The following is a 20,866-nucleotide window of genomic DNA, read 5'->3' as shown; positions in this document are numbered from 1 at the left end:
CAGACGTGCCACCACAAAAACCTTAACCGAGGCCGCCCATGCATCCGCCCATCCTCAACCTGAACGAGGTCGAACTCGAAGCCCTTCCCGAAGCCCTGGCCCCTGAAGGCGAAACCGCCGGGCGTTATCAGCAGCGTATCGCGCGGATCGGTCAGCAACTGGGTGCGCAGAAACTCGGTTATCGCCTGTATGCGCTGCCAGCGGGCATGCGCGGCAGTCCGTTCCACAGCCATCGGGTCAATGAGGAGATGTTCTACGTGGTGGCCGGGGAGGGCGAGGTGCGGTTGGGAGGCGAGCGTTTTCCGATCCGCGCCGGTGATGTGATCGCCTGCCCACCGGGCGGACCCGAGAAGGCACATCAGATCATCAATACCAGCGCGGGCGAACTGCGTTATCTGGCGGTGAGCACTCAGCAGCAGCCGGAGATCTGCGAGTATCCGGACTCGAACAAGTATGCGGTGATGGATAATTTCGCGGTGGATGCCGACGGCAATGCCTCGGGTTTTGTCGCTGTCGCGCGGCAGGTGGATGGGGTGGATTATTGGGATGGGGAATGAAGCGGGCAGCTGAATATCGCGCAGATCCTGTGGGAGCGAGCCTGCTCGCGAAGGCGGCGGGTCATCCGAGATCGTGGTGACTGACACTACGCTTTCGCGAGCAGGCTCGCTCCCACAATGGCTTTGCGGTGGTTATTCGAGGCGGGCCAGGCGTTCTTCCAGCGCTGCGATCCGCGCTTCCAGTTCCTCGATACGCTCCAGGGAAACGCCAGCGCTCGAGCGCTCCCCAGGATTCTGCCGCGCCGCCAGGATCGCTTCGATATCTGCCGGATCGCCCAAGGCATGGGTGTAGCGATCCTCACGCTGCCCGGCCTGACGCGGAATCAACACCGCCAGGCCGCGTGCGATCAGGCGTTCAAGCTGATGCACGACCTGCTCGGCGTCCTCGAACTCGTGCATGCGTCCGCTGCGGGTCAGCAGTTCGTTGACGGTCTGCGGACCGCGCAGAAACATCAGACCCGTCAGAATCACCTGTGCCGGCACCAGTTCCAGCGCCTTGTCGACCTTGTGCTCCCAGCGGTCGGCACGGCTGCCCATCACCAGCCGGGTAAAACCACGCCCCTCCAGCGCCCGCAAGCTCTGGCCGACCTGGCCTTGATTGAGGTTCATTACCGGTTCGCGGCTGGTTTTCTGATTGCAGGCCAGCACCAGCGCGTTGAGGGTCAGCGGATAGGTTTCCGGGCTGGTGGCCTGTTTTTCGATCAGCGCACCGAGAATGCGGATTTCCGTGGCATTGAGCCGTGGCTGGTCGGAGGTGGATTCTTGTTCGTTGCTCATCGCGCGTTCCCTCTGCAGTCGAAGCCGCCTAGCCTAATCCTTGCCAAACAAAAGGCAAGCCGTGTGCTCATCAAGCATGGCTATAATCGCCACCACGTATTACCCAGCCATCACATGAGATTGCCATGACCATTTCACTGTACGCCGCATCCGTCCCGGTTTTTCAACAAATGCTCAACGCCCTGAGCGATGTGCTGAAAAAGGCCGAAGCCCACGCCAGCGCGAAAAACATCGACCAGAGCGTCTTCCTGCAAGCGCGTCTGTACCCGGACATGTTCCCGCTGGTGCGCCAGGTGCAGATCGCCGTGGATTTCGCCAAAGGCGTGTCGGCGCGTCTGGCCGAAGTCGAACTGCCGAAGTACGACGACACTGAAACCACCTTCGCCGAGCTGCAAGCGTTGATCGCCAAGGTCCTGGCCTTCATCGGCGAGATCAAGCCAGAGCAGATCGATGGCAAGGAAGGCATCGAAATCGTCACCCGTCCGGGCACGCCGAAAGAGAAGCGCTTCAGTGGTCAGGCGTATCTGCTGACTTACGGCTTGCCGCAGTTCTTCTTCCACGTCACCACCACCTATGCGTTGCTGCGTCATAACGGCGTGGAAGTGGGCAAGCGCGATTACATGGGTGCGTTCTAAACACTCGGATACGAAAAAGCCCGCCAAGGTTCGCGCCTTGGCGGGCTTTTGTTTTCCTGTGGGAGCGAGCCTGCTCGCGAATGCGGCGTATCAGGCGATATTAATGCTGAATGTCTCGCCCCTTTCGCGAGCAGGCTCGCTCCCACAAGGTAAGGCGGTTACGCCGTACGCTGAGCCTTCTCTTCTTCGCCCAGGCAAGCCGCCGCTGTAAACAGCACGTCAGTCGACGAGTTCAGCGCGGTCTCCGCCGAATCCTGCAGCACGCCAATAATGAAGCCCACCGCCACGACCTGCATGGCGATCTCGCTCGGGATGCCGAACAGGCTGCACGCCAGCGGAATCAGCAGCAGCGACCCACCGGCCACACCCGAAGCACCACAGGCGCAAATGGCTGCGACGACGCTGAGCAGGATTGCGGTCGGAATGTCCACAGCGATGCCCAAGGTGTGCACCGCCGCCAGGGTCAGCACGGTAATGGTGATCGCCGCACCGGCCATGTTGATGGTCGCGCCGAGCGGGATCGATACCGAGTAGGTGTCTTCGTGCAGGCCCAGGCGCTTGCTCAATTCCAGGTTGACCGGAATGTTTGCCGCCGAGCTGCGGGTGAAGAACGCGGTGATGCCGCTTTCGCGCAGGCACATCAGGGTCAACGGGTACGGATTGCGGCGCAGCTTCCAGAACACGATCAGCGGGTTCATCACCAGCGCGACGAACAGCATGCAGCCCAGCAGCACCGCCAGCAGGTGCGCGTATCCGAGCAGCGCGCCGAAACCGGAGGTGGCCAGTGTCGACGCGACCAGGCCGAAAATGCCCAGCGGCGCGAAGCGAATGACCACGCGGACGATCACGGTGACGCCATTGGACAAGTCACCCAGTACCTCGCGAGTGGTGTCGCCAGCGTGGCGGATGGCAATGCCCATGCCGATCGCCCAGGCCAGAATGCCGATGAAGTTGGCATTCATCAGTGCGCTGACCGGGTTGTCGACGACGCTCAGCAACAGGCTTTGCAGCACTTCGCCGATGCCGCCGGGCGCAGTCACGGCAACGTTCTCGGTCGATAACACCAGATTCGACGGGAACGCCATGCTGGCGACCACGGCCACCACCGCAGCGCTGAATGTACCCAGCAGGTAGAGGAACAGGATCGGGCGGATGTGGGTTTCCTGACCGTGCTTGTGGTTGGCGATCGAGGCCATCACCAGCACGAACACCAGAATCGGCGCCACGGCTTTCAACGCCGAGACAAACACCTTGCCGATGAACGCGGTGGACCTCGCCAGCTCCGGTGCAATCAGGGCCAGGGCAATACCGGCGATCAGACCAATGACGATCTGGGTCACCAGACTCAGGCGTTTCAGGCGTTGCAGTAACGAAGGGGATGAAGCGGTCATAGCGGCATCTCTGTTTTTATAGGGTGCGAAGCGTCGTGGGCAGTCACGAAACGCCTGTCGAAGTGACATCAACGCCGCCAAACGGCACGTTGAATAGCTGTACGATTTTCAGGGCGCGGACTTTATCACAGCGTAGGCGTGAACCTTCAGGCCTGTGACGATCTGCCACCGGATCGGCCCGGCAGATCGGCAGTTTTGGGCAACTCAGTGCGGACGCAGTCTGTTAAGCTTCGCCATCCTCATTTTCAAGTTCTGCCAGCGGGCCTCCGGGTCAACGCTGGTGTCGTCGTTTTGCTGGAGTCGCGCATGCTGTTGCCTATTCTTCTGTTGTCCGCCGCCGGGTTCACGGTGCTGACCACGGAATTCGTCATTGTCGGCCTGTTGCCGGCGATTGCCCGAGACCTCGAAGTCAGCATCCCGCAAGCGGGGCTGCTGGTGACCTTGTTCGCCTTTACCGTGGCGCTGTTCGGCCCGTTCCTGACCGCTTATTTCGCCCGTTTTGAACGGCGCAAACTGTTCATCAGCATTCTGATCATGTTCGGTCTGGCCAATACCGTTGCAGCGTTGGCGCCGAATATCTGGGTGATGGCCATCGCACGGTTGATTCCGGCGTTGGGTTTGCCAGTATTCTGGGCATTGGCCAGTGAAACCGCCGTCGACATCGTCGGCCCGGATTTCGCCGGCCGCGCCATCGCCAAGATCGGCTTCGGTATCGTCTGCGCCACGGTGTTCGGCATTCCGGTCGGCACGCTGATTTCCGACGCGTTCGGCTGGCGCAGCGCATTCGGCATTCTGGCGTTGATCGCGTTTGCCAAAGCCTTGCTGCTGTTTGTCTACCTGCCGAAAACCAGTCTGCACCAGCATCAGGTCAGCTTCCGTTCGCAGTTCAAGATCCTGCGCAGCCCGCTGATGCTCGGCCATATCTTGTTGTCGATTCTGGTGTTCAGCGGCATGTTCACCGCTTACACCTACCTTGCTGACATCCTCGAACGACTTGCCGGTTTCAACGGCACCGTGGTCGGTTGGTGCCTGATGGCGTTTGGCGCAGTCGGGCTGATCGGCAACTCGCTCGGTGGGCGAGCGGTGGATCGGCATCCGCTGGGGGCGTCGGTGTTGTTCTGTGCGTTCATGATCGCCGGCATGGTTTCGCTGGTGCCGAACATTCATTCGCCAGTGGGTCTGGCGGTGGCGATGGGCATCTGGGGCGTGACTCAGGCGGCGCTGTTCCTGGTCAGCCATGTGCGCCTGATGAAAGCCGCACCGGAAGCGCCGGCCTTCGCCGCGTCGCTGAACATCGCCGGGGCCAATCTCGGCATTGGTCTGGGCGCGATGGTCGGCGGCCGGGTGATCGACAGTGCCGGGCTGGGCTTCTTGGGCTTTGCCGCTGCCGGCTTCATTTTGCTGTCGGTGTTCCTCGCCATGGTGCTGATGACGCTGAAGCCGCGTGAAGTCTGCGCTTCATAACCCGGTAAACAGCTCGCGTCGGGCACCCTCGGTAATCGCTACGATGCCAGGGTGCTTGACCTTGCGTTCCACCGAAATGGCATAGAACGACTCGCTCACCGCGTCGGTCTGGCCGATCAACTCGACGCCGTACTGGCGCTTCACTTCCTCGGCAATCACGCTCGGACCGATAAAGATCCCGCTGCCGGATTGGCCGAAGGCCTGCATCAAAGCACTGTCATCGAATTCGCCGACAATCTGCGGCTGGATCTGCTGTTCGGCGAACCAGCGCTGCAAACGGCTGCGCACCACGGTTTCCGCGCCGGGAATCAACAGCGGCGCGCCGTGCAGGCTGCGCGGGAAATCCTGGCCATACTGCGCGGCGAGTTCGGCGGTGGCGAAGAAACTGATTCCGCACTCACCGAGCTTCTGGCTGTAGCCTTTGATGTCCAGATGCGAGGGCATCGGGCTGTCGGAAATCACCAGATCCAGACGCTGAATGGCCAGATCGGCGAGCAGGCGTTCGAGTTTGTCCTCGCGGCAGGTGATGCGCAGCGGCTCGCTCAATTCCATGGTCGGCGCGATCAGGCGATAAACAATCGATTTGGGCACCACGTCGGCCACCCCGACGCGAAAGAGGATCTGCTGCTCGTTGGGCTGCGCACGCAGCATCAGCTCCAGCTCGCCGCCCAACTGAAACATCTGCTCAGCGTAGGGCAGGGCCTGGCGCCCGGCTTCGGTGAGCTCCAACTGGCGGCCAACCCGGCGAAACAAGTCCACGCCATAGGTTTGTTCAAGCAGTGAGATCTGTCCGCTGATGGTCTGTGGCGTCAGGTTCAGCTGCTCGCAGGCGCGGACGATGCTGCCGGTTTTGGCTACAACCCAGAAGTAATGCAGTTGTCGGTAATTGAGCATATCGGTCGCCACTTCGTGAAAACCGAAGTATAGCCGCTAAAAATACGAATTTTCCTGAAGTGTTCATCTCCCTAGAATGCCCAGCCATCGACGGCCGGTGTGTGCGCCTGTCTGTTCATTCGAAGGAAACCTTATGAAATACACATTTCCCGCAGTGATGTTTGCGTCTTTACTGGTTCTGGCCGGTTGTGATCAGGCGGAAAAAAGCGCCCAGCAACTGATGGGCGCGGCGGCTGAAACTGCCAAGCAAGCGATTGACGACACCCATAAAGCCGCTGAGCAAGCGCTCAGTGATGCCACCGGTGGTTTGATCGAGAAAAAAGAAACACCGGAAAAACAAGCGGAAGAATCCGAATCTTCCTCCAAGACCATCTAAACCGTCTTACACAGAGTCAGGACTGACCCATGGAATATCTGTTAGAACTCGCCGCCAGCCCCACCGCTTGGGTTGCTTTGGCCACACTGGTGGTAATGGAAATCGTGCTTGGCATCGATAACCTGATCTTTATTTCGATCCTGACCAACAAGCTGCCCGAACAGCATCGGCAGAAGGCGCGCCGTATCGGTATCGGCATGGCCCTGATTCTGCGTCTGGCGTTGTTGAGCACCATCGCATTCATCGTGCAGTTGACCGAGCCTGTGATCGAAATCCTTGGCCAGGCGTTCTCCTGGAAGGACATGATCCTGATCGCCGGTGGCCTGTTCCTGGTGTGGAAAGCCACGACCGAGATCCATCACAGCATGGACCCGTCGCCGGAAGACCCGAAAACAGCGACTTCGACCGTAACGCTTGGTTTTGCCGCAGCTATCGGTCAGATCCTGATGCTCGACATGGTGTTCTCGATCGACAGCATCATTACCGCTGTCGGCATGACCGAACACTTGCCGATCATGATCATCGCGGTGGTGGTGTCGGTGCTGGTGATGCTGCTCGCGGCTGATCCGCTGGCCAAGTTCATCAACGATAACCCGACGGTGGTCATGCTGGCGCTGGGCTTCCTGATCATGATCGGCATGACGCTGATCGCCGAAGGCTTCGGCGCCCACGTACCGAAAGGCTATGTGTACGCGGCCATGGCGTTCTCGGCGGGCATTGAGGTGTTGAACATGCTGTCGCGCCGGGCGAAGCAGAAGAAGGTTGCTCAGCAGGCGTAATTGCTGAGAACACAAAAAACCGCCTGGGCTGGTTGAGCTCAGGCGGTTTTTTTATTCACCTTTTGCTGAGTTGTCGAGAGCTTGGTGCTGCTGAGCGCTCGCATGAGGGGAAGACCTTGTTGGTCTTCAATGCGCAGCAATGTGCCGCACTGGGTGCTTCTCTGTCTTCTCAACCGGCATCGTCTGCACCGGATGATGATGGCGTCGCGAAATCCGCAGCACGCCCCACAACATGGCAGTCGCCACGGCCAGCCAGCCGGCTATCAACATCACGATGGTCATGGTCAGGCTCATTGGTGCCTCCTCTTCGCCCTGCATCGGGCGCCCGCTTTTCGCAATTCGCTCTATTTCAGTGACAGTCTAGTCAATGGGGTGTTTCAAGCTATTGACCAAAGGTCGTTAGTCACCAATCAGTTTGCTCTATGCAATCGCAGAGTCTGCGGTTTAAGGCTATACCGCAGGCGGGTGCGGCTCTATGATCGCTGGCGTTGCCGGAACACGATGACCGGCGTCTGGAAGAGAGTGATTGATGGTGCAGGTATTTTCTCGAGTGCGCGGAGCGTTGCTTGCCGGCGTTTGCGCGGTGGTGCTGAGCGGATGCGCGGGCAACGTGGCCCCGGAAGTCAAGCGCTTGCCGGAGCGGGTTGAGCTCAGTGGCACCTTCTATCGTGGCGAAGCCAACCAGAGTGGGCCGCAGGTACTCGCCAGTCTGCTGTCGCAACAAGGCATCGTCATCACCCCAGGCCTTCTGGAAAAACCGCTGCACTTGCCGGGCGCTGAGGACAAGCTGCAGCAGAACATGCAGAACCTCGCCCGCGAGTACGGTCTGGTGGTTTATCCGCTCGACAGCAAGCTGCCGGCCTTGCTGACCCAGGTCGCAGCGGGCTACCCGGTCATGGTGCGTTTCAGTGAAGGTTCGGCATTCTGGGCCGAGCCGCGTTACGCGATCCTGTCCGGCTACGATCGCAATAAACAGAAGGTCCTGCTGCGCGCCGGCATGAACCGTCGGCAGTTGATGGATTTCGCCAGCTTTCAAGCAGCGCTCGAAAAGGCCGGTGGCTGGGCGATCCTGATTCAGAAACCGTCGCAGATCCCGGCAGCCGTCGACCGCTCCCGTTGGCTGAAAGCCGCCGATGAACTGGCCCAGGCCGGTGAAGAAAACGCTGCGGCGCAGGCGCGAAAGGCTCTGGCAGCGCAATAAACCTCCGTTCGTCATCTGCCGGGCACGACTGCGCCCGGCCAGCCTCTGAAGATTAATGCCCGTGCTTCGCGGGTGAATCAAGGAGGCAACATGGCAGATTCCCCAAACCCGAAAGGCCCGCACTCGTCCGAACATTCCTCGGGTGATGATCTGGGATTCGATCCGGATTCGCCGGACCTTGACGATCCGCAAGTCGATCCGGTCGGTCCGGCTAAAGCGCCGCTGGATGTCGAGCCCGGTGAAGATCCGAAGAAACCGGCCAAGCCCTATGATCCGTTAGCCGATCTGAAACCTTGATGTGAGGTGCGTATGAGTACCGATTCAAGCTTCGATGACCACAAACCTGACAGCGTGCCGACCACGCCGGAGCCTGAGGTTGATCCGGTGCTGGACCCGGACAGCCCGATGCGTGACCCGCTGGCCCGGCCCAATGTGCTGACGCCGGAGGTTTCGCCAGAGCCGAGCTCGGGCGATGGCATCCCCGATGACGACAAGATGCCGCTGCCCAACGACTGATGCGCAGACGAAAAAAAGCCCCGAAGATTCGGGGCTTTTTCATGAACGCTGGATTTACTTGGCCGCCTCAACCACGCCGCTCTGACGGCTCTTGAGGTTCTTGTCGGCTTTGTATTGCTGTGCCACCGCAGGAACACTGGCGCTGCGCCCGGTTTCCACCCAGCTGCGGATGCGGCTGGCATCGGCAAAATGCGTGTATTTGCCAAACGCATCGAGAATCACCAGGGCGACCGGACGGTTGCCCATCTTCGTCACCAGCACCAGGCAATGGCCGGCCGGGTTGGTGAAGCCGGTCTTGGTGATCTTGATGTCCCAATCGGCCTTATTGACCAAGTGGTCGGTATTGCGGAAGCCCAGGGTGTAGTTGGGCTTGCGGAACGCCACGGTTTTTTCCTTGGTGGTGGTCAGTTGCACCAGAAGCGGTTGCTTGTGCGCAGCCACCAGCAGTTTGCTCAGGTCGCGGGCGGTGGAAACGTTGCGCTCCGACAAGCCGGTCGGCTCGACAAAGTGCGTGCTGGTCATGCCCAGCGCCTTGGCCTTGGCGTTCATTGCCGCGATAAAAGCAGCGTAGCCGCCCGGATAGTGATGGGCGAGGCTGGCGGCAGCGCGGTTTTCCGAGGACATCAAGGCGATCAGCAGCATCTCGCGGCGCGGCAGCTCACTCTTGAGTTTGACCCGGGAGAACACGCCCTTCATTTCCGGAGTGTTCCTGATGTCGACATCGATCCATTCGTCCATGTTCTGTCGAGCTTCTACCACGACCAGGCCCGTCATCAACTTGCTGACGGAAGCGATCGGCACGATCACGTCAGGGTTGCTGGAATAGATGACTTTATTGGTCTGCATATCCATAAGCAGGGCGCTGCCGGACGCGATCTTCAAAGTCGAAGCGTCACGTGGGACAGCGGTGGTTTCCGCAGCGTTGATCGTTGGCGTGATGAATGTGCCTGTAACAGCAAACAACAGGCTCAGAATCGAGAGACGAATTTTCACGCGGGCGAACTCTAAAAGGTTGGATATACCGTTAGTTTGTAACGGGTTATTTCTTAAAACCGGCGCATTTTAGGAGTATGGCTGAAGAACTGTCGATGGTTGTTTGTAAGACCTGAAAATCTCGTGAAAAGGCCTGTTAAAAGAGCGGTTTCCGGCGAACGGTTGAAGTTTTTTCTCAGGCATTAAAAACCCCGCACGAGTCGGGGTTCTGATGCGGCGGAAAAAACCGGTCAGACGTGCAGGGTTTCTGCCGCGTAGAGGGTGTTTTCCAGCAGGCAGGCGCGGGTCATCGGGCCGACGCCGCCCGGTACCGGAGTGATCCAGCCAGCGCGGGGCAGGGCGGTTTCGTAGACGACGTCACCGACCAGTTTGCCGTCTTCCTGACGGTTGATGCCGACGTCGATCACGATCGCGCCTTCCTTGATCCACTCGCCTTTGACCAGGCCCGGTTTGCCGGCGGCAACGACTACCAGATCGGCACGACCGACGTGACCGGCCAGGTCCTTGGTGAAGCGGTGAGTGACAGTGACGGTGCAGCCGGCCAGCAGCAGCTCCATAGCCATCGGGCGACCGACGATATTCGAGGCGCCCACGACTACCGCGTCCATCCCGTAAAGATCAGCACCAGTGCTTTCCAGCAAGGTCATGATGCCTTTCGGGGTGCAGGGGCGCAGGAGCGGGATGCGCTGGGCCAGGCGACCGACGTTGTACGGGTGGAAGCCGTCGACGTCTTTGTCCGGGCGGATGCGTTCCAGCAGCTTGGACGCATCGAGGTGTTCGGGCAGAGGCAACTGCAGGAGCACGCCGTCGATGGCCGGATCGTCATTAAGGCGATCGATCAGATCGGTCAGGGCTTCCTGAGTGGTGTCGGAGGGCAGGTCGTAGGCTTGAGAGAGGAAGCCAACCTCTTCACAGTCTTTACGCTTGTGCGAGACATAAACCTGAGAGGCAGGATCGCTGCCGACCAGGATCACCGCGAGGCCGGGGGTGCGCAGGCCTTGCTGGCGACGCTCGGCAACTCGTTGGGCGATCTGCTGGCGCAGGCTGGCGGCGATCGATTTGCCGTCGATTAGTTGTGCAGTCATTGCGCGTGATTAACCATCGAGAGGGGAAAAAATGAGAACGCATTCTCGCATGTCGAGCGGTGAGGGCAAAGGCGCTTGGTCAGCAAATTCCTCTAACTCCTTTAATTAAATGAATTTTTTTCAAAAAGGATTTGACGACCTTTGGAGCCCTCTATACTATTCGTCGCACTTGTCGGGCACAGCCTAGCACTGGTTAAGAAGGTGGAGCGGAATCAAGGTTCTGCGACGCTGGAAAGCACTTAGTTTGTAGTCCTTTAAGAGTACAGATTAACAAGGCGCCCGTAGCTCAGCTGGATAGAGCATCCGCCTTCTAAGCGGATGGTCGCAGGTTCGAGTCCTGCCGGGTGCGCCATTAGGCAGCTTTGGCACAAGTAACGCGATATGGTGGGCGTAGCTCAGTTGGTAGAGCACGGGATTGTGACTCCCGTTGTCGTGGGTTCGATCCCCATCGTCCACCCCATATTTCGAAAGGCGCCAGATTTAACGGTCTGGCGCCTTTGCTTTAAAAGCTTCATCCGCGGATGTGGTGGAATTGGTAGACACACTGGATTTAGGTTCCAGCGCCGCGAGGCGTAAGAGTTCGAGTCTCTTCATCCGCACCAAATAAAGCTTCATCTGTGCCTCGGGCCTGATGCAGTTTCGACAAAGAAGTTGTTTGGCTTTTTTGTTACGCAATATGGTGGGCGTAGCTCAGTTGGTAGAGCACGGGATTGTGACTCCCGTTGTCGTGGGTTCGATCCCCATCGTCCACCCCATATTCCGAAAGGCGCCAGATTTAACAGTCTGGCGCCTTTTTTGTTTTAGCGGTTTCGAAATCCGGCCATGGCCGATTTCGAAGCGCAGGGCAGGGCACTTCATCGCTTTTAAAGGATCGGATGACGCTGAACTGCTCGTCGTTCCGGTTTTGCCGGAACGTCTGTCGGGGCGGATTTGATAGTTGCTTCTATATATAGAAGCGTTGCTGCAGAGCCCTGACGTGATCGCTTGTATTCGCCAGTGGAGTGCACGGCATTCGTGCGGCGCTCCCTATAAATTGCCTGCTGTTTTTTTACCCGTTTCCAGTAGGGTGACTTCTTGAGTTTGACCCACTAGAATGCATGCCCTTGATTCTGGGGTCGGAAACGGCCGGCTAACGTCTGTGCAACGAGGAATATCCATGCAAGTTTCTGTTGAAAATACTACTGCTCTCGAGCGCCGCATGAGCGTCACCGTGCCGGCAGAGCGCATCGAGACTCAGGTCAACAAGCGTCTGCAGCAGACTGCCCAAAAGGCCAAAATTGCTGGCTTCCGTCCAGGCAAAGTGCCAATGAGCGAAATCAAGCGCCGTTTCGGTGCTGATGCGCGTCAGGAAGCGGTAGGCGACGTCATCCAGTCTTCCTTCTACGAAGCTGTGGTCGAGCAAAAGCTCAACCCTGCCGGTTCGCCTTCGATCGAGCCAAAGTCGCTCGAAGCGGGCAAGGATCTGGAATACGTTGCTGTATTCGAAGTCTTCCCTGAGTTCACCGTTGCTGGCTTCGAAGGCATCACCGTTGAGCGTCTGAGCGCTGAAGTGGCTGACGCTGACCTGGACAAGATGCTCGACATCCTGCGCAAGCAGAACACCCGTTTCGAAGTGGCCGACCGTGCCGCGCAGAACGAAGATCAGCTGAACATCGATTTCGTTGGCAAGGTTGACGGCGAAGTATTCGCTGGCGGCTCCGCCAAGGGCACTCAGCTGGTACTGGGTTCCGGCCGCATGATCCCGGGCTTCGAAGAAGGCCTGGTTGGCGCTAAGGCTGGCGAAGAGCGCGTTCTGAACCTGACCTTCCCTGAGGACTATCAGAACCTGGACCTGGCTGGCAAAACCGCCGAGTTCACCGTGACCGTCAACACTGTGTCCGAGCCTAAGCTGCCTGAGCTGAACGAAGAGTTCTTCGCTCAATTCGGCATCAAGGAAAGCGGCATCGACGGTTTCCGCACCGAAGTTCGCAAGAACATGGAGCGTGAACTGCGTCAGGCGATCAAATCCAAGGTCAAGAATCAGGTAATGGACGGTCTGCTGGCCACCAACCCGATCGAAGTGCCAAAGGCTCTGCTGTCCAACGAAGTTGACCGTCTGCGCGTGCAGGCTGTTCAGCAGTTCGGCGGCAACATCAAGCCAGACCAACTGCCGGCCGAGCTGTTCGAAGAACAAGCCAAGCGCCGCGTCGTGCTGGGCCTGATCGTTGCTGAAGTGGTCAAGCAGTTCGACCTCAAGCCTGACGAAGCTCGCGTTCGCGAAATGATTCAGGAAATGGCTTCCGCTTACCAGGAGCCAGAGCAGGTCGTGTCGTGGTACTACAAAAACGAGCAGCAACTGAACGAAGTGCGTTCGGTTGTGCTGGAAGAACAAGTTGTGGATACTGTTCTGCAGAAAGCTAGTGTGACCGACAAATCGGTCTCCTACGAAGAAGCAGTCAAGCCGGTAGAAGCTCCAGCAGCCGACTGATTGATTTTGCGTTAGAAGTGCACACCATAAGCCAGCTCTCGAGCTGGCTTATGCGTATTCAAGACATAACTATTTGGGAGCGACTGCAGAGCATGTTCCGTAATTCTTATATTCAGCAGAACTCTGATATCCAGGCCGCTGGCGGCCTGGTCCCGATGGTTGTCGAGCAGTCCGCTCGTGGCGAACGCGCCTACGACATCTACTCGCGCCTGCTCAAGGAGCGAGTGATCTTTCTGGTGGGCCCGGTAGAGGACTACATGGCCAACCTGATCTGTGCGCAACTGCTGTTCCTTGAAGCGGAAAACCCGGACAAGGACATCCATCTGTACATCAACTCGCCGGGCGGTTCGGTGACTGCCGGCATGTCGATCTACGACACCATGCAGTTCATCAAGCCGAACGTATCGACCACCTGCATCGGTCAGGCCTGCAGCATGGGTGCATTCCTGCTCACCGCAGGTGCACCGGGCAAGCGTTTCTGCCTGCCGAACTCGCGCGTGATGATTCACCAGCCACTGGGCGGTTTCCAGGGCCAGGCGTCGGACATCGAAATCCACGCCAAGGAAATCCTCTTCATCCGCGAGCGTCTGAACATGCTGATGGCCAAGCACAGCGGCCGTACTCTGGAAGAAATCGAGCGCGATACCAATCGCGACAACTTCATGAGTGCCGAAGCTGCGAAGGAATACGGCCTGATCGACGAAGTGATCAACCAGCGTCCAGCTTAATATAAGCAGCGCAAAACAGGCCTGATCGGCACGTCCGATCAGCGGCGGGCTTGAAAAAGCCCGCAATAGCCTTCATCTTGTGTTGCAAGCCTATCGGATTTGGATCGAACGAATGACTGACACCCGCAACGGCGAGGACAACGGCAAGCTGCTCTATTGCTCCTTCTGTGGCAAAAGCCAGCATGAAGTGCGCAAATTGATTGCCGGCCCCTCGGTCTTTATCTGCGACGAGTGCGTCGACCTGTGCAATGACATCATCCGCGAGGAGGTGCAGGAAGCACAGGCCGAAAGCAGCGCGCATAAATTGCCTTCGCCTAAAGAAATCAGCGGCATCCTTGACCAGTACGTCATTGGTCAGGAGCGTGCGAAAAAGGTTTTGGCCGTAGCGGTGTACAACCACTACAAGCGCCTGAACCAGCGTGACAAAAAGGCTGACGACGTCGAACTCGGCAAGAGCAACATCCTGCTGATCGGCCCGACAGGCTCCGGTAAAACCCTGCTGGCCGAAACACTGGCCCGCTTGCTGAACGTTCCGTTCACGATCGCTGACGCAACCACCCTCACCGAGGCAGGTTACGTGGGTGAAGATGTCGAGAACATCATTCAGAAGCTGCTGCAGAAGTGCGATTACGACGTAGAGAAAGCCCAGATGGGCATTGTCTACATCGATGAAATCGACAAGATTTCCCGCAAGTCCGACAACCCGTCGATCACCCGTGATGTTTCCGGTGAAGGCGTGCAGCAGGCCTTGCTCAAGTTGATCGAAGGCACGGTCGCTTCGGTACCGCCGCAAGGTGGCCGCAAGCATCCGCAGCAGGAATTCCTGCAGGTCGACACCCGTAACATCCTGTTCATCTGCGGTGGTGCGTTCTCCGGCCTGGAAAAGGTCATTCAGAACCGTTCCACCAAAGGCGGCATCGGCTTCAACGCCGAAGTGCGCAGCAAGGAAGAGGGCAAGAAGGTTGGTGAATCCCTGCGTGAAGTCGAGCCTGACGATCTGGTCAAGTTCGGTCTGATCCCGGAATTCGTCGGTCGTCTGCCGGTCCTGGCGACACTGGACGAGCTCGACGAGGCTGCGCTGATGCAAATCCTCACCGAGCCAAAAAATGCTCTGACCAAACAGTATGCCAAGCTGTTCGAGATGGAAGGCGTGGATCTGGAATTCCGCTCCGACGCGCTGAAATCGGTCGCCAAGCGTGCCCTGGAACGTAAAACCGGTGCCCGTGGCCTGCGTTCGATTCTCGAAGGTGTATTGCTCGACACGATGTATGAGATCCCCTCGCAGTCCGAGGTGAGCAAAGTCGTGATCGATGAAAGCGTGATCGAAGGCAAGTCCAAGCCACTGTATATCTACGAAAACAGTGAGCCGACGGCCAAGGCAGCGCCGGACGCGTAAGCGTTCACAGCGCCGCAACAAAGAAGGGGCCTTCGGGCCTCTTTTTTTTTAAGTCGTTTTTTACCTCCGCTTTGCGCTTGTTTTTTTTCGAGGCAGCCCCCATCTTGGTTTTAAGCTTAATTCCATCTGATTACGGCCATACGGCCGCCGTAGAGGCGAAATCATGAAGACAACCATCGAATTGCCTCTCCTGCCATTGCGTGATGTCGTGGTTTATCCGCACATGGTTATCCCGCTGTTCGTGGGGCGCGAGAAATCCATCGAAGCCCTCGAGGCAGCGATGACGGGTGACAAGCAGATTCTGCTGCTGGCCCAGCGAAACCCGGCTGACGATGATCCCGGTGAAGACGCTCTCTATCGCGTAGGTACAATTGCCACGGTTCTGCAACTGCTGAAGCTGCCTGACGGCACCGTCAAGGTTCTGGTCGAAGGCGAGCAGCGTGGTACTGTCGAGCGCTTCAGCGAAGTCGATGGCCACTGCCGCGCCGAAGTGTCTCTGATCGAAGAAGTCGACGCCGCCGAGCGCGAGTCGGAAGTCTTCGTGCGCACACTGCTGTCGCAGTTCGAACAATACGTCCAGCTGGGCAAGAAGGTTCCGGCTGAAGTCCTGTCGTCGCTCAACAGCATCGATGAGCCGGGTCGTCTGGTCGACACCATGGCCGCGCACATGGCGCTGAAAATCGAGCAGAAGCAGGAAATCCTCGAGATCATCGATCTGTCGGCCCGTGTCGAACACGTGCTGGCGCTGCTGGATGCCGAAATCGACCTGCTGCAGGTTGAAAAACGCATTCGCGGTCGCGTCAAAAAGCAAATGGAGCGCAGTCAGCGCGAGTACTACCTGAATGAGCAGATGAAGGCCATTCAGAAAGAACTCGGTGACGGCGACGAAGGCCACAACGAAATCGAAGAGCTGAAAAAGCGCATCGATGCTGCCGGCCTGCCGAAAGACGCGCTGGCAAAGGCGACTGCCGAGCTGAACAAGCTCAAGCAGATGTCGCCGATGTCGGCTGAAGCCACCGTGGTGCGTTCCTACATCGACTGGCTGGTGCAGGTGCCGTGGAAGGCGCAGAGCAAAGTACGCCTCGACCTGGCCCGTGCAGAAGACATTCTCGACGCCGATCACTACGGCCTCGAAGAGGTCAAGGAGCGCATCCTTGAATACCTCGCCGTGCAGAAGCGCGTGAAGAAAATCCGTGGCCCGGTGTTGTGCCTGGTCGGTCCACCAGGCGTGGGTAAAACCTCGCTGGCGGAATCGATTGCCCATGCCACCAACCGTAAATTCGTACGTATGGCCTTGGGCGGCGTGCGTGACGAAGCGGAAATTCGTGGTCACCGCCGGACCTACATCGGTTCGATGCCGGGAAGATTGATTCAAAAGATGACAAAAGTGGGCGTACGCAACCCGCTGTTCCTGCTCGATGAAATCGACAAGATGGGCAGCGACATGCGTGGCGACCCGGCGTCGGCGTTGCTGGAAGTGCTTGATCCCGAGCAAAACCACAACTTCAACGATCACTATCTGGAAGTCGATTACGACCTCTCTGATGTGATGTTCCTGTGCACCTCGAACTCGATGAACATCCCGCCAGCGCTGCTGGACCGGATGGAAGTCATCCGTCTGCCGGGTTACACCGAAGACGAGAAGATCAACATCGCCGTGAAATACCTCTCGCCGAAACAGATCGCCGCCAATGGTCTGAAGAAGGGCGAGCTGGAGTTCGACGAGGAAGCCATCCGCGACATCATCCGTTATTACACCCGTGAAGCGGGCGTGCGGGGCCTCGAGCGGCAGATCGCCAAGGTCTGCCGCAAGGCAGTGAAAGAGCATGCGCTGGAAAAACGCTTCTCGGTAAAAGTGACAGCTGATCTGCTCGAGCATTTCCTCGGCGTGCGCAAGTTCCGCTACGGCCTGGCCGAGCAGCAGGATCAGGTGGGGCAGGTGACTGGCCTGGCGTGGACTCAGGTTGGCGGCGAATTGCTGACCATCGAAGCCGCAGTGATTCCGGGTAAAGGGCAACTGATCAAGACCGGTTCGCTCGGTGATGTGATGGTCGAATCGATCACTGCCGCACAGACCGTTGTGCGCAGCCGCGCCAAGAGCCTGGGCATCCCGCTGGACTTCCACGAGAAGCGCGACACCCATATTCACATGCCGGAAGGTGCTACGCCGAAAGACGGCCCTAGCGCTGGCGTGGGCATGTGCACCGCGCTGGTCTCGGCATTGACCGGCATTCCGGTGCGCGCCGATGTCGCCATGACCGGTGAGATCACTTTGCGTGGTCAGGTGTTGGCAATTGGCGGTTTGAAAGAAAAACTGCTGGCGGCACATCGCGGCGGAATCAAGATTGTGATTATTCCGGAAGAAAACGTCCGCGATCTGAAGGAGATTCCTGACAATATCAAGCAGGATCTGCAGATCAAACCGGTTAAATGGATTGACGAGGTCCTGCAAATTGCGCTGCAATACGCGCCGGAGCCCTTGCCGGATGTGGCTCCGGAGATAGTTGCCAAGGACGAAAAACGCGAGTCTGATGCCAAGGAAAGAATTAGCACGCATTAATACGTTTTAGCCTGGGGGGCTTTCCTTGACAGCATTTTAGAGCCCTTGTTATAAAGCGGCTCTTAAGTGTCTGTAGGCCATTCAGCACTCGTTTTTGCTTTCACCAAAAAACTTAGAAACATCTCAAAATAGATATAAGGGGACTTAGAGTGAACAAGTCGGAACTGATTGATGCTATCGCTGCATCCGCTGATATCCCGAAAGCTGCTGCTGGCCGTGCGCTGGACGCTGTAATCGAATCCGTCACTGGCGCTCTGAAGGCTGGCGACTCCGTTGTTCTGGTTGGTTTCGGTACTTTCTCCGTGACTGACCGTCCGGCTCGTACCGGTCGCAACCCGCAAACCGGCAAGTCTCTGGAAATCCCGGCTGCCAAGAAGCCAGGTTTCAAAGCCGGTAAAGCGCTGAAAGAAGCTGTTAACTGAGTTTCCAGGTTTTTACCCATCCGGGTCGGGGTCAAGCCTGACTTGGCAGCGGAGCGGTAGAGCAGGTGGCTGAAAGAGCCACCTGTAACGCCGGGATCGAGGGTTCGAGCCCTGTCCGCTCCGCCAGTTACGAGAAGGCGCATCCTCGGATGCGCCTTTCTTCTATCCGGATTCTACCCACGCTCCACGGTTGCCTAAATTGAAGTTCAACCGTTTCTGGGGGACGCATGCTGCAGAATATCAGGGACAATTCACAAGGCTGGATTGCCAAGACCATTATCGGGGTCATCGTTGCACTGATGGCCCTGACCGGTTTCGATGCCATTTTCCAGGCCACGACTCACAAGAACGAGGCGGCCAAGGTCAACGGTGACGAAATCAGCCAGAACGAGCTGAGCCAGGCCGTTGATATGCAACGCCGTCAGCTGATGCAACAGCTGGGCAAGGACTTCGATGCTTCCTTGCTCGACGAAAAGATGCTGCGCGAATCGGCGCTCAAAGGCCTGATCGACCGCAAGTTGCTGCTGCAAGGCGCCGAACAGGCGAAGTTCTCGTTCTCCGAAGCCGCGCTGGATCAAGTGATCCTGCAGACGCCTGAATTCCAGGTCGATGGCAAGTTCAGCTCCGAGCGTTTCGACCAGGTGATCCGTCAACTGGGCTACAGCCGCATGCAGTTCCGCCAGATGCTGGCTCAGGAAATGCTCATCGGCCAATTGCGCGCTGGCGTTGCCGGCAGCGGTTTCGTCACCGACGCCGAAGTGCTGGCATTCGCCCGTCTGGAAAAACAGACCCGTGATTTCGCCACTCTGAACGTCAAGGCCGACCCGGCTGCGGTCAAGCTGACCGATGACGAGGTCAAGGCTTACTACGACGAACACGCCAAGGAATTCATGACGCCGGATCAGGTGATCATCGATTACGTCGAGCTGAAGAAGTCGTCGTTCTTTGATCAGGTTGCGGTCAAGGATGAAGACCTTGAGGCGGCGTACCAGAAAGAGATCGCCAACCTGGCGGAACAGCGTCGTGCCGCGCACATCCTCATCGAAGTGAACGACAAGACTACCGAAGCGCAGGCTAAGGCGAAGATCGACGAAGTCCAGGCGCGTCTGGCCAAGGGCGAGAAGTTCGAAGCGCTGGCCAAAGAGTTCTCGCAGGACCCGGGTTCCGCCAACAATGGCGGTGACCTTGGTTATGCCGGTCCTGGCGTTTACGATCCAGCTTTTGAAAAAGCGCTGTACTCCTTGTCGAAAGACCAGGTGTCCGAGCCGATTCGTACCGACTTCGGTTATCACCTGATCAAGCTGTTGGGCGTGGAAGCGCCTGAAGTGCCGACCCTGGCCAGCCTGAAAGACAAGCTGACCCGCGAGCTGAAAGCCGCTCAGGTCGAGCAGCGTTTCGTTGAGGCGACCAAGCAACTGGAAGACTCGGCGTTCGAAGCCTCTGACTTGGCGCAGCCAGCAGCGGATCTGAAACTGACCGTGCACACTTCCAAACCGTTCGGCCGTGAAGGTGGCGAAGGTGTTGCAGCCAACCGTGCCGTGGTCACTGCCGCTTTCAGTCCGGAAGTGATTGATGAAGGTGCCAACAGCACCGCCATCGAGCTGGACCCGGAAACCGTGATCGTGCTGCGTTCCAAGGAGCACCTGAAGCCTGCGCAACTGCCGCTGGAAAGTGTGAGCGCGGCGATCCGCACTCAGCTGACCAAGGAGCACGCCAGTGCCGAGGCCAAGACCCGTGCCGAGAAGCTGATCGCTGATCTGCGCGATGGCAAGGCGCCGCTGGACAAGGCCATTGACGGTCAGAACTGGAAGATCACCGAAGCGGCCACCCGTGGTCAGGAAGGGGTTGATCCGGCTGTGCTGCAGGCACTGTTCCGGATGCCGAAGCCGGCTGCCAAGGACAAGCCGACGTTCTCCAGTGTTACGTTGCCGGATGGCAGTCTGATGGTTGTGCGACTCAACGGTGTTAACGAAGCTGCCGCGCCTACTGATGAAGAGAAGGCGCAATATCGTCGCTTCCTGGCTTCCCGTGAAGGGCAGCAGGACTTTGCGGCGTATCGCAAGCAGTTGGAAGCTGAGGCGGAGATCGAGCGGTTCTGATCTTTTGACTGACGTTTGAAGGAGCCCCGGCCTGGTTGGTCGGGGCTTTTTTGTTTTTGGTGGCTTGGCGGCCTTTGGGCCGGCCATGCTCTGGGTGGTTTGGGTGAATATCCGTTGCTGCGGGGTTGCTGATTACGGTTCCGCCCTTACGGCGGGTCACCTTTTCCAAACGCCGAAAAGGTAACCGAAAAGGCTTGCTCCTACGTTCGGCCCTCGCAGGCTCGGGTTCCTTCGCTGCGGGATCGATCCGGGCGCAGCGGCTCCGGTTTGCTTCGCTGCACCTCCTTCCGCTGTGTCTGGCTGCGCCAGACGGTCGCTACGCTCCCACACCCGGATCAATCCCTCCGCTCAGCCTTCCGACGTCGCCGATGGATCAAAAGCAAGATCAGAAGCACTCGAGCTTGCGCTCATTGTTGAGTGGGTCGGCTTTGCCGCGGGCAGCTGCGCTGCTTTGCTTTTCTGTGGGAGCGAGCCTGCTCGCGAAGGCGGCCTGACAGCCGACCTGATTCTTGGATATACACCGTCC

Annotated in this window: 20 protein-coding genes and 4 tRNA genes; 18 read left to right on the top strand and 6 right to left on the bottom strand. The window is 58.2% G+C overall.

Translation table 11 applies throughout. The features are described from left to right. Positions 1-38: 38 nt before the first annotated feature. On the top strand, positions 39-557 hold the full coding sequence (locus V8J63_RS19325; protein ID WP_130889168.1) for a cupin domain-containing protein: 519 nt from the start codon (positions 39-41) through the stop codon (positions 555-557). 132 nt (positions 558-689) lie between these two features. Here V8J63_RS19325 and V8J63_RS19320 read toward each other — a convergent pair whose 3' ends face one another. Beyond that, positions 690-1,334 carry a YceH family protein gene (locus tag V8J63_RS19320; RefSeq protein ID WP_125927601.1) on the bottom strand — a complete coding sequence of 215 codons (645 nt, stop codon included), beginning with the start codon at positions 1,332-1,334 and terminating at the stop codon, positions 690-692. 125 nt (positions 1,335-1,459) lie between these two features. Here V8J63_RS19320 and V8J63_RS19315 point away from each other — a divergent pair, with 125 nt between their 5' ends. Next, positions 1,460-1,969, top strand: coding sequence for a DUF1993 domain-containing protein (locus V8J63_RS19315; protein ID WP_016775348.1), 510 nt, complete (start codon positions 1,460-1,462; stop codon positions 1,967-1,969). Positions 1,970-2,127: 158 nt separating this feature from the next. Here V8J63_RS19315 and sstT read toward each other — a convergent pair whose 3' ends face one another. Beyond that, positions 2,128-3,360, bottom strand: a complete 1,233-nt coding sequence (sstT, locus tag V8J63_RS19310; RefSeq protein WP_125927603.1) for a serine/threonine transporter SstT — start codon at positions 3,358-3,360, stop codon at positions 2,128-2,130. Positions 3,361-3,666: 306 nt separating this feature from the next. Between sstT and V8J63_RS19305 the strand changes: the two genes are divergently transcribed. After that, positions 3,667-4,824 (top strand): MFS transporter, encoded by a 1,158-nt coding sequence (locus V8J63_RS19305; RefSeq protein WP_024013467.1) that lies wholly within the window; start codon positions 3,667-3,669, stop codon positions 4,822-4,824. Here V8J63_RS19305 and nhaR read toward each other — a convergent pair. After that, complete coding sequence (gene nhaR / locus V8J63_RS19300) at positions 4,819-5,718, bottom strand: transcriptional activator NhaR (RefSeq protein WP_130889170.1); 900 nt, start codon at positions 5,716-5,718, stop codon at positions 4,819-4,821. The two genes, V8J63_RS19305 and nhaR, sit on opposite strands and share 6 nt — an antisense overlap. 133 nt (positions 5,719-5,851) lie before the next feature. Here nhaR and V8J63_RS19295 point away from each other — a divergent pair, with 133 nt between their 5' ends. Together V8J63_RS19295 and V8J63_RS19290 are read left to right on the top strand one after the other, a co-directional pair. Continuing rightward, positions 5,852-6,094 carry a hypothetical protein gene (locus V8J63_RS19295; protein WP_024013465.1) on the top strand — a complete coding sequence of 81 codons (243 nt, stop codon included), beginning with the start codon at positions 5,852-5,854 and terminating at the stop codon, positions 6,092-6,094. 29 nt (positions 6,095-6,123) lie between these two features. After that, a complete protein-coding gene (locus V8J63_RS19290; RefSeq protein WP_016775343.1) occupies positions 6,124-6,873 on the top strand; it encodes a TerC family protein in 750 nt (249 codons plus the stop codon). A 126-nt stretch (positions 6,874-6,999) separates the two neighbouring features. On the opposite strand, the gene V8J63_RS19285 is transcribed toward V8J63_RS19290, so the two are convergent. Next, positions 7,000-7,167 carry a hypothetical protein gene (locus V8J63_RS19285; RefSeq protein ID WP_024013464.1) on the bottom strand — a complete coding sequence of 56 codons (168 nt, stop codon included), beginning with the start codon at positions 7,165-7,167 and terminating at the stop codon, positions 7,000-7,002. Positions 7,168-7,402: 235 nt separating this feature from the next. On the opposite strand from V8J63_RS19285, the gene V8J63_RS19280 reads away from it, so the two are divergent. The 3 genes from V8J63_RS19280 (at position 7,403) to V8J63_RS19270 (ending at position 8,590) form a co-directional block, all read left to right on the top strand. Further along, the gene (locus tag V8J63_RS19280; protein ID WP_024013463.1) at positions 7,403-8,074 is read left to right on the top strand and encodes a peptidase C39 family protein; all 672 of its coding nucleotides are present in this window, start codon (positions 7,403-7,405) and stop codon (positions 8,072-8,074) included. A gap of 90 nt (positions 8,075-8,164) precedes the next feature. Further along, the gene (locus V8J63_RS19275) at positions 8,165-8,371 is read left to right on the top strand and encodes a DUF6021 family protein (protein ID WP_024013462.1); all 207 of its coding nucleotides are present in this window, start codon (positions 8,165-8,167) and stop codon (positions 8,369-8,371) included. Between the two features lie 12 nt (positions 8,372-8,383). After that, a complete protein-coding gene (locus tag V8J63_RS19270) occupies positions 8,384-8,590 on the top strand; it encodes a hypothetical protein (protein ID WP_016775340.1) in 207 nt (68 codons plus the stop codon). A 54-nt stretch (positions 8,591-8,644) separates the two neighbouring features. Here the strand turns inward: V8J63_RS19270 and pbpG are convergent, their stop codons facing one another. Continuing rightward, positions 8,645-9,583, bottom strand: a complete 939-nt coding sequence (gene pbpG, locus V8J63_RS19265) for a D-alanyl-D-alanine endopeptidase (RefSeq protein ID WP_016775339.1) — start codon at positions 9,581-9,583, stop codon at positions 8,645-8,647. A 230-nt stretch (positions 9,584-9,813) separates the two neighbouring features. Beyond that, positions 9,814-10,668 carry a bifunctional methylenetetrahydrofolate dehydrogenase/methenyltetrahydrofolate cyclohydrolase FolD gene (folD, locus tag V8J63_RS19260; RefSeq protein ID WP_110600737.1) on the bottom strand — a complete coding sequence of 285 codons (855 nt, stop codon included), beginning with the start codon at positions 10,666-10,668 and terminating at the stop codon, positions 9,814-9,816. Between the two features lie 275 nt (positions 10,669-10,943). On the opposite strand from folD, the gene V8J63_RS19255 reads away from it, so the two are divergent. The 10 genes from V8J63_RS19255 (at position 10,944) to V8J63_RS19210 (ending at position 20,340) form a co-directional block, all read left to right on the top strand. Next, positions 10,944-11,020 (top strand) — tRNA-Arg (locus V8J63_RS19255). 32 nt (positions 11,021-11,052) lie between these two features. Next, positions 11,053-11,128: transfer RNA gene (locus tag V8J63_RS19250), tRNA-His, on the top strand. A gap of 57 nt (positions 11,129-11,185) precedes the next feature. Continuing rightward, positions 11,186-11,270 (top strand) — tRNA-Leu (locus tag V8J63_RS19245). 77 nt (positions 11,271-11,347) lie between these two features. Beyond that, positions 11,348-11,423, top strand: a tRNA-His gene (locus V8J63_RS19240). A gap of 401 nt (positions 11,424-11,824) precedes the next feature. Then, positions 11,825-13,135 carry a trigger factor gene (tig, locus tag V8J63_RS19235; protein WP_016775337.1) on the top strand — a complete coding sequence of 437 codons (1,311 nt, stop codon included), beginning with the start codon at positions 11,825-11,827 and terminating at the stop codon, positions 13,133-13,135. Between the two features lie 92 nt (positions 13,136-13,227). Further along, positions 13,228-13,863 carry an ATP-dependent Clp endopeptidase proteolytic subunit ClpP gene (gene clpP / locus V8J63_RS19230; RefSeq protein WP_016775336.1) on the top strand — a complete coding sequence of 212 codons (636 nt, stop codon included), beginning with the start codon at positions 13,228-13,230 and terminating at the stop codon, positions 13,861-13,863. A 112-nt stretch (positions 13,864-13,975) separates the two neighbouring features. Beyond that, positions 13,976-15,259, top strand: coding sequence for an ATP-dependent Clp protease ATP-binding subunit ClpX (gene clpX, locus V8J63_RS19225; protein WP_016775335.1), 1,284 nt, complete (start codon positions 13,976-13,978; stop codon positions 15,257-15,259). 163 nt (positions 15,260-15,422) lie between these two features. Continuing rightward, positions 15,423-17,819 carry an endopeptidase La gene (gene lon / locus V8J63_RS19220; protein WP_016775334.1) on the top strand — a complete coding sequence of 799 codons (2,397 nt, stop codon included), beginning with the start codon at positions 15,423-15,425 and terminating at the stop codon, positions 17,817-17,819. 149 nt (positions 17,820-17,968) lie between these two features. Then, on the top strand, positions 17,969-18,241 hold the full coding sequence (locus tag V8J63_RS19215) for an HU family DNA-binding protein (protein ID WP_016775333.1): 273 nt from the start codon (positions 17,969-17,971) through the stop codon (positions 18,239-18,241). 227 nt (positions 18,242-18,468) lie between these two features. Further along, positions 18,469-20,340 (top strand): SurA N-terminal domain-containing protein, encoded by a 1,872-nt coding sequence (locus V8J63_RS19210; RefSeq protein WP_110646902.1) that lies wholly within the window; start codon positions 18,469-18,471, stop codon positions 20,338-20,340. Positions 20,341-20,866 lie beyond the last annotated feature (526 nt).

The sequence above is a fragment of the Pseudomonas sp. CCNWLW23 genome, from assembly GCF_037095675.1.
In the GTDB taxonomy this organism is placed as follows: Bacteria; Pseudomonadota; Gammaproteobacteria; order Pseudomonadales; family Pseudomonadaceae; genus Aquipseudomonas; species Aquipseudomonas atacamensis.
The sequence above is the reverse complement of the archived record's forward strand: the minus strand, read 5'-3'. Positions and strand labels throughout refer to the sequence as shown.

Excerpts from the sequence above, each read along its gene's own strand:
- V8J63_RS19325 (WP_130889168.1), top strand. The coding sequence starts at position 39 with ATGCATCCGCCCATCCTCAACCTGAACGAGGTCGAACTCGAAGCCCTT.
- V8J63_RS19320 (WP_125927601.1), bottom strand. The coding sequence starts at position 1,334 with ATGAGCAACGAACAAGAATCCACCTCCGACCAGCCACGGCTCAATGCC.
- V8J63_RS19315 (WP_016775348.1), top strand. The coding sequence starts at position 1,460 with ATGACCATTTCACTGTACGCCGCATCCGTCCCGGTTTTTCAACAAATG.
- sstT (WP_125927603.1), bottom strand. The coding sequence starts at position 3,360 with ATGACCGCTTCATCCCCTTCGTTACTGCAACGCCTGAAACGCCTGAGT.
- V8J63_RS19305 (WP_024013467.1), top strand. The coding sequence starts at position 3,667 with ATGCTGTTGCCTATTCTTCTGTTGTCCGCCGCCGGGTTCACGGTGCTG.
- nhaR (WP_130889170.1), bottom strand. The coding sequence starts at position 5,718 with ATGCTCAATTACCGACAACTGCATTACTTCTGGGTTGTAGCCAAAACC.
- V8J63_RS19295 (WP_024013465.1), top strand. The coding sequence starts at position 5,852 with ATGAAATACACATTTCCCGCAGTGATGTTTGCGTCTTTACTGGTTCTG.
- V8J63_RS19290 (WP_016775343.1), top strand. The coding sequence starts at position 6,124 with ATGGAATATCTGTTAGAACTCGCCGCCAGCCCCACCGCTTGGGTTGCT.
- V8J63_RS19285 (WP_024013464.1), bottom strand. The coding sequence starts at position 7,167 with ATGAGCCTGACCATGACCATCGTGATGTTGATAGCCGGCTGGCTGGCC.
- V8J63_RS19280 (WP_024013463.1), top strand. The coding sequence starts at position 7,403 with ATGGTGCAGGTATTTTCTCGAGTGCGCGGAGCGTTGCTTGCCGGCGTT.
- V8J63_RS19275 (WP_024013462.1), top strand. The coding sequence starts at position 8,165 with ATGGCAGATTCCCCAAACCCGAAAGGCCCGCACTCGTCCGAACATTCC.
- V8J63_RS19270 (WP_016775340.1), top strand. The coding sequence starts at position 8,384 with ATGAGTACCGATTCAAGCTTCGATGACCACAAACCTGACAGCGTGCCG.
- folD (WP_110600737.1), bottom strand. The coding sequence starts at position 10,668 with ATGACTGCACAACTAATCGACGGCAAATCGATCGCCGCCAGCCTGCGC.
- tig (WP_016775337.1), top strand. The coding sequence starts at position 11,825 with ATGCAAGTTTCTGTTGAAAATACTACTGCTCTCGAGCGCCGCATGAGC.
- clpP (WP_016775336.1), top strand. The coding sequence starts at position 13,228 with ATGTTCCGTAATTCTTATATTCAGCAGAACTCTGATATCCAGGCCGCT.
- clpX (WP_016775335.1), top strand. The coding sequence starts at position 13,976 with ATGACTGACACCCGCAACGGCGAGGACAACGGCAAGCTGCTCTATTGC.
- lon (WP_016775334.1), top strand. The coding sequence starts at position 15,423 with ATGAAGACAACCATCGAATTGCCTCTCCTGCCATTGCGTGATGTCGTG.
- V8J63_RS19210 (WP_110646902.1), top strand. The coding sequence starts at position 18,469 with ATGCTGCAGAATATCAGGGACAATTCACAAGGCTGGATTGCCAAGACC.